Source organism: Marivita sp. S6314 (assembly GCF_023015985.1).
GTDB lineage: Bacteria > Pseudomonadota > Alphaproteobacteria > Rhodobacterales > Rhodobacteraceae > Marivita.
On sequence record NZ_JALKAO010000006.1, the window covers coordinates 133,451 to 145,987 of the forward strand.

At 57.5% G+C, this 12,537-nt stretch carries 9 protein-coding genes; 2 read left to right on the top strand and 7 right to left on the bottom strand.

Annotated elements, in window-relative coordinates:
* Positions 1-169 precede the first annotated feature (169 nt).
* Positions 170-2,158, top strand: a complete 1,989-nt coding sequence (locus MWU54_RS15945; RefSeq protein WP_247085680.1) for an SGNH hydrolase domain-containing protein — start codon at positions 170-172, stop codon at positions 2,156-2,158.
* Positions 2,159-2,176: 18 nt separating this feature from the next.
* Here the strand turns inward: MWU54_RS15945 and MWU54_RS15950 are convergent, their stop codons facing one another.
* The 7 genes from MWU54_RS15950 to MWU54_RS15980 all read right to left on the bottom strand — a co-directional run bounded on the left by MWU54_RS15950 (position 2,177) and on the right by MWU54_RS15980 (position 11,227).
* Entirely contained in the window at positions 2,177-3,178 is a 1,002-nt protein-coding gene (locus tag MWU54_RS15950) for an oligopeptide/dipeptide ABC transporter ATP-binding protein (protein ID WP_247085682.1), read from the bottom strand.
* Positions 3,175-4,170 (bottom strand): ABC transporter ATP-binding protein, encoded by a 996-nt coding sequence (locus MWU54_RS15955; RefSeq protein WP_247085684.1) that lies wholly within the window; start codon positions 4,168-4,170, stop codon positions 3,175-3,177. The genes MWU54_RS15950 and MWU54_RS15955 overlap by 4 nt, the downstream gene beginning before the upstream one ends.
* Positions 4,167-5,366 carry an ABC transporter permease gene (locus MWU54_RS15960; protein ID WP_247085686.1) on the bottom strand — a complete coding sequence of 400 codons (1,200 nt, stop codon included), beginning with the start codon at positions 5,364-5,366 and terminating at the stop codon, positions 4,167-4,169. The genes MWU54_RS15955 and MWU54_RS15960 overlap by 4 nt, the downstream gene beginning before the upstream one ends.
* Positions 5,367-5,370: 4 nt before the next feature.
* Entirely contained in the window at positions 5,371-6,375 is a 1,005-nt protein-coding gene (locus MWU54_RS15965; RefSeq protein ID WP_247085688.1) for an ABC transporter permease, read from the bottom strand.
* Between the two features lie 118 nt (positions 6,376-6,493).
* Positions 6,494-8,533, bottom strand: a complete 2,040-nt coding sequence (locus MWU54_RS15970; RefSeq protein ID WP_247085690.1) for an ABC transporter substrate-binding protein — start codon at positions 8,531-8,533, stop codon at positions 6,494-6,496.
* 232 nt (positions 8,534-8,765) lie between these two features.
* On the bottom strand, positions 8,766-10,292 hold the full coding sequence (locus MWU54_RS15975) for a sulfatase-like hydrolase/transferase (protein ID WP_247085692.1): 1,527 nt from the start codon (positions 10,290-10,292) through the stop codon (positions 8,766-8,768).
* 71 nt (positions 10,293-10,363) lie between these two features.
* Positions 10,364-11,227 carry a LysR substrate-binding domain-containing protein gene (locus MWU54_RS15980; protein WP_247085694.1) on the bottom strand — a complete coding sequence of 288 codons (864 nt, stop codon included), beginning with the start codon at positions 11,225-11,227 and terminating at the stop codon, positions 10,364-10,366.
* A gap of 125 nt (positions 11,228-11,352) precedes the next feature.
* Between MWU54_RS15980 and MWU54_RS15985 the strand changes: the two genes are divergently transcribed.
* Complete coding sequence (locus MWU54_RS15985; protein ID WP_247085696.1) at positions 11,353-12,534, top strand: 2-aminoethylphosphonate--pyruvate transaminase; 1,182 nt, start codon at positions 11,353-11,355, stop codon at positions 12,532-12,534.
* The last annotated feature ends 3 nt before the right edge of the window (positions 12,535-12,537 follow it).

Genomic DNA, 12,537 nt, shown 5'->3' on the forward strand with positions numbered 1-12,537 from the left:
TTGGCGGACCTCACGCATATTCTGCACCTGACCTTACGTAACACACTGTTTCCACATTGCCTGTTGTGTGATCGTTCAAATTCTATGTACTTAGGGGCATCGGTGTGGGGCCGTAACGTAGATCAGTGTTTTAGTGACAACCCAGACCAACCCAGATTCCCGGGCGATTTTGCATATCCCAGACACGGCGTCCTCGCGCGCTGAAGTCCGGCAATTCCTGCTGGCTCTTGCAGGGCTGGCCTTTGTGTTGTCCACGCTTGGGACACGCGACGGCGGGCCGATGGCCTTTGCGGCGGACATCGTGCTTGTGCTGTGCGGCGGCTGGTGCGCCAATCAACTGATCCGTGGCTTCGACGTTTTCAAAGAGCAGGTCATCTGCGTTCTGCAAGCCTACTTTGTCGGGTTGCTATGTTGCTCTGTCGTGCTTTTCGTGGCGGGCTGGCTGGTTTTTCTGCCCAGTGAATACCTACACCTCGGGCAGTCGCTTATGTTTGCTGCGACCTTTAGCACGAATTTCGAACTGGCCCTTCTGCCACATGCCGTTCAACTGCGGTTTGATGGATTGCTGGATCACCTTTGGGTCCCGGCCCTGATCGCGCAATGCTGCGCAATCCTTGCGGCGGTGTTCTGGATGTGTCGAAAGAACACGTTCAGATTGCTGCTTATCTTAGGCCTCTTAGCCACAGGCTCATTGTCCGTATCGAGTTCGGATTCTCCAATCGTTCAACTCTTGCCCATCGGCGGCCTTTGGGCCTTTCTGTTCGGCGCGATCCCGTTCTTTGCGTCAAACAGGTATCCCGTTCTCAGATACGCATTGATCCTTGGGATCGTGAACCTGTTGACCGGTATTCTGGCCGTCACGGCCATGGGCGACACGTTGTTCGCAAGGGCCTTCTTTGCAGTCGGAATCGCGTTTCTGTATCTCGGCAGCCGCCCTTTCGCATCGCGCAAGGGTGAAACCGAGCGCCGCCGCAGATGGTTCGGGATGGCGTTGCACATGTTCCTGTGGGCCATTCCTCTGGCCCAATTGACCGCCGCGCTTGACGTCATGGACCCAAGCAAACCGAATTTCACGGCCTTGATGATGCCGTGTCTGCTGCTCGCCCTGATGTCGTGGTCACTGTGGCAACGGATTGAGGGCAAACTGCAACTCAGCCGCGTTACACCGACGGCCGTGATAGCCGGTATTCTCTTGGCGAACGGGGTCATCAGCTTCAGTGCTCAAGGTATGCAGCTGCGCTTCGCGGAGCAAAGCTCGGCCTATATCCACGCGCTGGGCGCAAATGACCTGTCGACCCGGTGTCCGATCCAGACAAGCGGACCCCTGGCTGGCCTGCATGTATGTGAACTTGGCCCCAAGGGACCACCCAAAGCGCTGGTTTGGGGGGATCACCAATTGGTGGCAATGAAAGCCGGTTTTGCAGAAGCGGCGCGGCGCGCAAAGGTTTCAACGATACTGGTCGCGCAGCCCAATTGCGTGCCTTTGGACGGCCTGCAAACGCGGTTTGCGTCGGCAGATACCTTGAGTGGCAGAAGCTGTGATCAGCAATCCGCGCAAGTCCTGCAAGCCCTTCCCCATCTGAACAGCATCCGACATGTCACGCTGGTTGCGGATTGGCTTTACTATCTTGGGGACAGGAACGCCGAATTCAGACCGAAACCCGTGGTCCGGCTTGGCCCCGTTGACGGAACACCGCTCAACACCGCGCATCAGCCCGACTATGTTGCGACGGCGTTAGAGCAAACGGTCAAGGCTTTGATCGACAACCAGGTGCGCGTGTCCGTGCTGCGGCAGGTGCCGGCCTTCCCGCAGTTCGATGCGGAAACAGCCGCGCGCGCCAATACCCCGGGGCACTGGTTGTACCAAGGCATGCCACAGCTTGCCGATGTCGTGTCCAAGGGTCGCGCGATCAAGCGCCATGCAAAAGCCGACGACATGTTCCGTCGGCTGTCGACCACCGGGGCGCTGACCTATGTCGACACATGGTCTACGTTCTGCACATCGCAGCGCTGCACCGCGCGCGGCGGACTGTCCAGTGATTATGTGACATCCACATTGCTCACGACATCCGGTGCACTGTCGATGAGCCGCATTCTCGAAGATGACCTCAAGCGCGCGCGAACCCACACCGCGCTGCGGCGCGGATACGGAAGCTAACAAACGGCAAGCGCCCGGTCAGGCGGCTTCGGTTTCCATCAACTCTTTCCAGCGATGGCAGGACACGTCATGCCCGGACCCAACGGTTTCCAACGTGGGCTCCACCCGTTTGCAGTGATCAATCGCAAACGGACAGCGTGTATGGAACTTGCATCCCGACGGCTGATTGGTCGGTGACGGAATTTCCCCGGTGAGCTTTTGCGCGGACCCGCGATCATCCGGATCAAGTGACGGAATCGCAGAAAACAGGGCCTTGGTGTAAGGATGCCGTGGCGCTTCAAACAGTTTGCGGGTCGGCGCGGTTTCCACCAGTCGGCCCAGATACATCACCGCAACGTGGTCACAAGTATGGGCCACAACGGACAGGTCATGGCTAATGAACAAAAAGGTCAGACCCATCTCTGCCTGAATCTGTTTGAGCAGGTTCAGGACATCGGCCTGGATCGACACATCCAAAGCCGCTACGCTTTCATCCGCCACAATAAACTTGGGCGCAGACACAAGAGCGCGCGCAATCGAGATCCTTTGCCGTTGCCCACCGGAAAACGCGTGTGGGAAACGGCGCAGGTGTTCGAGGTTCAACCGGCACTTGGCCGCAATCTCACGCACACGCGCGTCGGTTTCTTCGCGTGACTTGGTCAGCTTCATCACTTCCAACGGTTCGGCAATGATGTCCCGCACGGTCATGCGCGGGCTCAGCGCTGCATAAGGGTCCTGAAAGATCAGCTGCGCCCGTTTGCGGTAGTCCTTGAGCTGTTCCTTGGTGATGTTCTCAAGATCGTAATCGACCTCTCCATCACTGTAATGCGCGCCACCCGCCGTGATCGGTGCGGCCTTGAGAAGCGCGCGGCCCAGCGTGGTCTTTCCGGACCCGCTTTCCCCGACCAGCCCGAAGAACGATCCCTTTTCGATGTCGAGTGACACGTTGTCGACGGCTTTCAACACCTGCTTATTGAACAAACCTCCGCCGATTTGGAACCCGACAGACAGATTCTTGGCGCGGATCAGGACGTCGCTCATGCGGGCACCTCGTCGTAGATGTGGCAAGCCACGCTGTGAGAATCATCAATGGCGTGATTGACGGGGATCGCGCGTTTGCAGACATCCCCGACAACCTGCGCACAGCGCGTGTGGAAGACACAGCCCGAGGGACGCTCAAGCGGCGACGGGATATCCCCCGGCACAGGCGTCAAGGGCGCGTCGATATCGTCCAGCTTGGGCAAGGCGGCAAGCAAGCCCTGCGTGTAGGGGTGTTTCGGGTTCCGGATCACCTCGCGCACCGGGCCTTCCTCGATCAACCGGCCCAGATACATCACATTCACCTTATCCGCCGTCTGGGCCACAACGCCCAGGTCATGGGTGATGAACACGATCCCCATGTGAAATTCGTCGACAAGATCTTTCATCAGGTCGATCACCTGCGCCTGAATGGTCACATCCAATGCCGTGGTCGGTTCATCCGCGATCAGCAATTGGGGTTGCGTCGACAGCGCCATCGCAATCATCGCGCGCTGCCGCATGCCACCGGACAATTCAAAGGCATACTGGTCAAACCGCTTGGCCGCATCCGAGATACCCACCCGGTCCAACATCTCGACCGAAATGTTCTTGGCCTGCTGCTTGGAATAGTCGCCGTGCAGCTGAAGCTGCTCCACCATTTGCTTACCAATGGTGATCGCAGGCGCGAAACTGGCCATCGGCTCCTGAAAGATCATAGAAACTGCGCCACCGCGGACGATGTTCAGGTCTTTCGGAGTCTTCAGCGACAGAACATCGACCGATCCAGTGTCCGTGTGCAAGGTGATCTTGCTTTCCGGCGTATAGACCGCGTTCTTGGCGTTAAGATGCATCAGCGCTTTTGCCGTGACGGATTTGCCTGACCCGGATTCCCCGACCAATCCCATCACTTCGCCTTTGTTGAGCGAAAAGCTGACATTGTCGACAGCGGTGATCAGCCCTTCGTCCGTGCGGAATTTGAGCGTCAGGTTTTCTACTTCAATCAGCGCTGTCATTTGTTGTTATCCGAGTAAGGGTCCGCAGCGTCGCGCAAGCCGTCGCCGACAAATACAAAGGCCATCACCAGCGCGATGAAAAAGATCACCGGGATGAAGTACCATTGGTAGTTCAAAAGCACGTCCGCGCTTGTCACATTCTGAAGCATCACGCCAAGGCTGTTCACCGGGTCTTTCAGACCAAGGCCGATGAAAGACAGCGCCGTTTCAGACAGCACCATGTACGGGAAGGAAATCACCAGATCGACGATGATGTAGCTGGTGAAACTGGGCAGCAGATGCCGTCGGATTGTGTGGCCGGAGGACGCTCCGCAGAGTTGTGCAGCCAGCACGTATTCCTGATTGCGTTCCGTGAGAAGGTGCGTGCGCACCCGTCGTGCCAAGGTGGGCCAGCCGATCAGTCCCAGTATCAGGGATATGTAGAAGAACCGTTGTTCCGCCGTCATCTCGGGCGGCATAAAGGCCGCGACCGCCATGAACAGCGGGATGGCGGGCACTGTTCGGACGGCATCTGTGATCATCTGTAAGAAACTGTCGATCCACCCCCCGTAATACCCGGATATCCCCCCGATCACGAGCGCCAGAACAAAGGCGATGAACACGCCGATGGTCCCGACTTTCAAAGAGGTCCAGATCGCATGGAAGGTACGCGAAAAGATATCCTTGCCACTGGCATCGGTGCCGAAGACGTGGACAAAGCCCTCTTGTGTGCCGAACAGATGGGTGTCCATCGGGATAAACCCGAACAGTTTGTAATCCCAACCTTCGACAAAAAAGTAGACGTAGTTCCGTTGGTCCTCGTTCACGGTTGTGACCCACCGGAAATTGGTGGCCAAAGACCGTTCGCGTTCCACGGCGTGCACAAACGGGCGCATCGAACAGCCGTTTACATCGCAGAACATCGGGATCTGCGGCGCGCCGTTCAGATACTCATCGTTCTTGCCCGCAATCGTCGGATCATAGGGCGACAGGAACGGCGCGAAAATCCCGGAGAGGATCAGGACCGCCAGAATACAAGCCGCCACCATCGCGGCGCGCTGTTTCTTGAAGCGTGCCCAGATCAGCTGACCTTGCGACGCGGTGAAATACGCCTCTTTCGACCGGCGTTCGACCGCGCTTTCGGTTTCGACAATGGCCACGTTCGGACCGGTGGTTTCGGCCAGGTTCGGCTTGAGCGGATCAGGAGTGCTGTTCATGGCCTTACCTCACAATGCTCTTGCGGACACGCGGATCAAGCACCGCAAGCAACACGTCCGTCAGGAAATTGAGCGTCACGATAGACGCCGTGAGAAGGAAGATGATCGCGCCTGCCAGCTGCTGGTCGTTTGACCGGGCAAGCGCCTCGATCAACAACGCGCCGGCGTCGGTCAGAACAAGGATCAGCGCGACAATCGGCAATTCGTTGAAAATCCGGTTCAGGTCAAACCCCAGACTGTTCACAATCGGGCCCAGCGCATGCCGCGCCGGATAGTTCCACAAGAGCTTACGCCCATGCACACCTCGTGCGGCCGCCGCTGTGACATAAAGCTTGCCGATCTCATCCGACATCAAGGCCCGCACTGTCTGCAGGGCGAACGCGGTTGCCGACCAGCCCAGGATAAAGATGGGCAACCAGGCATTGCTCATCAGGTCAAGAAACCTGTCAAAACTCCATGGCGCATCCCGATATTCGGCCGAGAACAGACCCGTCATCGTATCCCCGAAATACACCGTCGAGAATAACATGATCATCAGGGCCAAAAGGAAGTTCGGCATCGCCAGCCCAAGGTAGCTGAAGATCCGCAATGTGTTGTTCAGGATGGCATTGTCAGACGCCGCAGCGATGATGCCAACAGGCAGCGCAATGGCATAAGCCAGTGTGAGCGACGCAAGGCATAGCCCCAGCGAAATCCAGAACTTATCGCCAAGAAGCTGGGCAATGTTCACGCGTAGAATACAGCTGTCGCCAAATTCGCCCTGAAAGGCACCGACAATCCATTTGCCCCATCTTTCAAGAAATGGCCGGTCTAGCCCTAGGCGGATGCGTTCGTTTTCGATGTCTGCAACCGAGATGCCCGACCCCTGGGTGTTCTTGAATGCGAGATAACGCTCGGCACAGTCGCCCGGCACAAGCTCCATCAGCGAGAAGACAACCAAGGAGACAATGATCAACGTGATCATCGCCAGTACGGCACGCGTCAGCACAAAACGTGCGAAGTTCAGCATGGATTTTGCCCCTGAAGGTTGTCTGCGCGCCCGATTTGTTCGGGTTATTTCCAGACAACGGTCTTTCTTTTTTGGGAGGTGGGCAAGTCAGACATGCCCACCTCCAGTTCAGACAGACTTATTCGTCCAGCCACCACTGCGTGGCGCGGTACGGGTAGGTCCGGTAGTATTCATAGGAATGCGTCTGCATCTCTGTGAAGTTGATCAGGTTGTTCCGATGGATCATCGGCGCCGGCGCGTTCACGGTCCCGATGAAGAGAAGGTTCTTCGTCATCGCTTCCGCCATCTTGGCACCTGTTTCAACAAACACGTCAGACCCGGCTGCGGCAGATTGAAGGGTGTTGATGTCTTCCATCATTTCCTTCGCCCATGCTGGCGGCTCTACACCTGCGGACCCACCGGAATCGACCCACTCGGCCCACAACATCGCGTTGCGGTTGCCAAAGTAGTTTTCATACGGCGGCACCCACAGTTCGTTGTTGCCAAGAACAATCGCCAACGGCTGGCTCTTGCGCCACATGGACACGTCGAGCTTGTTGGAAGATTGCGCGGACCGGTATTCGTCCGGCGTCACTTCTTTCACGACGGAATCAATACCGACGTCGCGCCAGTATTGCGACACCAGTTCAACCGTCTGACCGGCGATGCCTTGGGTCGAGAAGTTCAGGTTCAGAACCAGCTTTTCGCCGTTTGGCAGTTCACGCATGCCATCGCCATCCGTGTCGGCCAGCCCCAGCGCATCCAGCTTGGCCTTGGCCATATCCGGATCGTATTGCGCCATATGGTCGTGCAGCGACGGATCAACGAAATCCGGCAGCGGCGAGAAGCCAACATATTGCTGCGGGTTGCCCTGACCGAAGAACGCAATCTCGTTCAGTTCTTCCCGGTTGATCGCAACAGACATCGCTTCACGGAAGCTCAGGTCACCAAAGACAGCACGCTTGGCTTCGTCTTCATGTGTGACGTTGAACCCGAATGCACCGATGGTGATTTCCGGCTTCAGGTGGACCGTGTAGTCCCCCTTTTCCTGTGCTTCGAGAAGGATCGGTGCCGAGGCGAGCTGCAGCGACTGGGACTTGTAGTCTACTTCGCCGTTCACGATCTTGAGCAGACGCACTTCGTTGTCGTTGATATACACTTCGTCCTGGGTCGAAATATACGGCAACTGCTGACCTGTCGGGTCAACCTGGAAGAAGTACGGGTTGGCCACCAGACGACGACCTTCCGTGGTGTCGCTGATATAGATGTGGCTTTCCAGCGTTGGATAGGTTGCCTTCGGCAGACCATCGACAAGGTCTGGCTTGGACAGCATCGGAGTCGGCGTGTCCGTCCAATCCGAGTTTCCGTAATACGCCTTGATCGCATCATAGCCGTTTTCAAAGCCCAGCGCCTGCGCATTGGCATCCGCATTTGGGTCGATATCCGGGTGGAACTGGCCAAGGAAATGCTTGGGCTGGAATGGCTGCGAGTAGTGCGTCGCAAAGTGCGCGATCAGACCCGGCTTCGGTCCAGGCAGGTTGAAGATGACCGTGGTATCGTCGGGCGTTTCCACCGTCATCGTTTCGCCGCCAACGGTGATGTAGTCCTTTGGCGTCTCAAAGATGTTCGTGTCGAGCATCAGGTTGTCGTGATAGAACGCCACATCCGCAGATGTGAACGGCGCACCATCGGACCACTTGTGGCCTTCACGCAGCTTGAGCGTCAGCTGGGTGAAATCATCATTCCACGACCAGGATTTCGCAACGTTTGGCACGATGGTCTGAAGATCGTCGGAATACCGTACAAAACTGACATGACGCACGGACAGGAAGTCGGATGTCCCGGCCTCTGTCGCGTTCGACAGAACGTTCAGTTCACCACCGTATTTGCCAACAGCGTCATATGGAACAACGACCAGAGGCTCTGACGGAATGCGATCCGTCAAAGGCGGCAGGTCGCCATTGCCTTTGATCTGCGCGTTCAGCGCTTCAATTTCGGGGTTTGCGGAAAACTCCATCGTGCAGCCGGCGGCTTCCTGAAATTCCGCAAGCTCGAATTGCTGCGGAAATTCACCCGCGGCCACGCCTTGCATATCTGCCACCGTCACGGGTGGGCAGTTGGCAAAAGCCGCTGCCGGCAAGCCGATAAAGGCTACGCCTGAAAGAAGGATACGTTTCATTGTCTCTCCTATTGGTTCCAAGTGTTAAACGGGGGTTGTTCCCCCTTTTTATGTCCCGATCCCGTGTTCGGGCCGGTCAATTCCGTGTCCGTCAAAGGCGCAGCCTACAGGCAGTGTGCGGCGCGCTGCGAACGGAAATCGCAAGAGGTCTCCTTCTGCTTGTCGACCCGTCCTGGGGTCGCTGCGTTTTGTATCGCTGGCACGCATGACATGTCTGTGACACTGCCACCGGTCATGAAACCACCTTTACACCAGCCTCGGTAATCAAGGTCCGGGAAAATGTGCCATCGGTGTTAACCATCCGATGGCAAAGCATATCTTGCATCAAATCAAGTCTTGTCTGCGTCTGATCCGAATTTTTCGCCAGATTTCGGGACTCTTCGCCGTTTGAAACATCCAAAAGGATCGGCTCAAGCCCTTCGGCGAACTGCACATAGCGCAGGTTCCCTTTGCGCAGCACCGCCAGATTCGCACCATCCAGCGACAGGTTCAGCGCGGTTTGCCAAGGGGTTGGCTGGACCGGATCTGCAAAATCAAGCTCGGACACAGAATAGCGTCGCCAGTTCGCAGGCGATGTCCCGTTCAGGAAGGGGCGCAAGCTTTGCCCGTCCATCGAATGCGGCACAGGTACGCCAAGGCAGTCCAGAATTGTCGGAGAGATATCAATGGATTCCGTTGGCGCGGTAACGACCTCTCCACGTGCGGAGGCCCGTGGATCACGAACAATCAGCGGCACATGGAACGCGGCATCGTGGAACGTCCGCTTGCCCCAAATCCCGTAGTCGCCCAAAAGTTCGCCGTGATCCGACGTGAGGACAATCAACGTGTTATCGTACTGACCGCTGTCCTTGAGCCAGCCGAAAATCCGGCCGATGTGGTGATCCACCTCGGTCGCCAGCCCGAAATACAGCGCCCGGATCATTTTGACCGCATCTTCGGTGTCCGGCAGGTCCGGGAACCCTTCGACCACGCGCGACACAGAGGAACCGCTGCGCGCGGGCCCCATGAACCCGTGCCATTCGGGATCCTCAGCAGTTTTCGGTGCGGGCATCGCATCCGCCGCATACATCGCGTTATAGGGCGCGGGCGCAACGAAAGGCGGGTGCGGACGGATATATGTCAGATGCGCAAACCATCCCGGCGGGTGCTGCGCCAGCTCTTCCAGCGTCCGATTGGTCAGGAACGCGGTATCGCTATGCTCGGCGGCATAAAGCGCCGGGGAATCGGGTGTGTCACCGGTCGGGCGGTACAAATCCGGGTAAGGGCCGGGCGCATATCCGTTGTCCTTCAGATAGGTTTCCCACTCTGAATAGTCGCCCTCCAGTCGCATCCGCACAACCTCGCGAAAGCCTGCGGCGACCTCTTCGTAGGAAAACAGACGCGGATCGTCCGGTTCCAGATATCGCGGGTCGTGCGAGGTATCGGTGTACCCGAACAGCATTGGATCATACCCATGATCCCGCGCGGCGGTGGCTATCGTGGGTGTGTCATGTTTGAGCGGCGTCCCGTTCCGGGTTGCGCCGTGGTTCGACGCGTATTGCCCGGTCAGGATCGACACGCGCGACGGGCCACAGGGCGCGGTCACCGAATAATGGTTCTGAAACGACACCGCATCCTTGGCAAAGGCGCGCATGTTCGGCAGATCAAGATGCTGCGCAAGTGCGCCAGACACACAATCGGCCCGCAATTGGTCGATCACAATGAAGAGCGTATTGAGCTTTGTATCTGTCACAGTCTTTCCCAAGCGTACGGGGATCATGACAAGTCCCGGTCATATGTAAAGATGCAGCGTTATTATAATTCCATAACCAAAACCTATAGGCAGCAACCCTAAAGGATGCTCTGCACCGCTTTGAGAAACCCCCGGATCATCGGAACATCCCGCCGCGCCGACAAGGTGACCAGGGATTCTGACATGCCAAGATCGACATCTTCAAACGGAATGGCCCGCAACCGTCTGTCATGGCCAAATTCGGCTTCACTGATAAATCCGATACCTGCGCCAGACGCCACCAGTTCACGCATGGCCTCGCGGCCCTCAACCTCGATCGACGGTGCAAGCGACAGCTTCAGGCGTGCCGCCTCCTCGACAACTTGCGCACGGGTGCGCGACCCTTCTTCGCGATAGATCAAGGGGTGGTTCCCAAGATCCGCAAACCGCAGGGATGTCACCGCATCCGGCAGGAAATCCTTGGCCACCAAAGCAAGGATCGGTGTGCGCCCCAGATCAACGCTGTCTAGGTCAGGGGCTGAAATCGCGTTGCCAACAACGCCGATCTCGGCCTCGTAATTCCTTAAACGGCGCAACAGATCTTCGGTGTTGCCTGTCCGGATCGTCACAAAGACCGCAGGATTGGATTCGCGAAACCGCCGCACCGCATCGGTAATGTGCATCGCGGAATCCGCCATGATCCGCAACGTACCGGTCAGCGCGGCGCGGCTTTCATCGAACAGCGCGCTGATCCGCTCTTCCACCTCAAACATCTCGCTGGTCAGCCGGAACAGGGCTTCCCCCGCTTCAGTCATCCGCACCTGCCGCGCATCGCGGTAAAACAAGAGCACGTCATGCGCCTGTTCAAGCTGGCGCACCTGGTCCGACACAGAGGGCTGAGAGATGTTCAAAGCGCGCGCCGCGCGGGAAAACCCGCCGTGCAGGGCCACGTGGTGAAACGCACGAAGTTGACTGTAGCGCATTCGAAAACCTCGGTCAGAACACGGATGCAATATAGCCGTAACCTATCAATCAATAGAAAACAAAGATTTTACATATGCCCGGATGGGCCTCATATCCGATGTCAGAACAGCATTGGAAATCTGCCATGTCCAACACGCCTCTGCCCGCCCCCGAACTTGGTGAGCCCTATCTGCTCACGCCGGGACCCCTTACAACCGCTTACTCGGTCAAGCAGGCAATGCTCAAAGACTGGGGCAGCTGGGACGATGATTTCCGCGCGATGACGCGCAATCTGCGGTCACAGCTTCTGGCGATGATCGGCGACAGCGCAGCGGACTATGATTGCGTCCCGATACAAGGCTCCGGCAGCTATGCGGTCGAAGCGATGCTGGGCAGTTTCGTCCCAAGAGACGGCAAAGTTCTGGTTCTTGCTAATGGTGCATACGGTCTGCGCGCGGCACAAACGCTTGATTACCTGGGGCGGGCATATCAATTGCTCGACAAGGGCGATTACCTTCCGCCGCGTGGAGATGAAGTTGCCGAAATTCTGGCGAACGACACCGCGATCACCCATGTGTTGGCCATTCACTGTGAAACCTCCAGCGGCATTCTCAACCCGGTCGAAGAAATCGCCGACGCGACCCGCGCGGCAGGCCGGAAACTTCTGATCGACAGCATGTCCGCCTTTGGCGCGCTTCCGCTTGATCCCGGCGCGCTCCATTGTGCCGCGTTTGTCTCCTCTGCCAATAAATGCATCGAAGGCGTGCCGGGGTTCGGTTTCGTCATCGCACGCAAGGACGAGATTGAAGCCTCCAAGGGCAATTCCCATTCCCTGTCGCTTGACGTGCACGCGCAATGGGCGACGATGGAAAAAACCGGCCAGTGGCGCTTTACCCCACCGACGCATACGGTGGCGGCGTTTATGAAAGCGCTCGATTTGCACGCACAGGAAGGCGGCGTTGCCGCACGAGGCGCGCGATACACCAAAAACCGCGACGTGATGGTTGGCGGCATGCGCGATCTGGGCTTCGAAACCTTGCTCGCCGACCGCTGGCTCAGCCCGATCATCGTCACCTTTTTCTGCCCCGCCGATCCGAACTTCACGTTCCAAGGCTTCTACGACGCCATGAAAGCGCGCGGCTTTATCATCTATCCGGGCAAACTCACCGTGGTAGACAGTTTCCGAATTGGCGTGATCGGCCAAATGGATGAACATGTCATGCGCCGCGTGGTGGACGCCGCGCGCGAGGCATTGACCGACATGAATGTAAGCAGCGCCGCCCCGCCGGTCGCTGCTTTGGAAGAACGCAAGAAACTCGCTGCCTGAAGG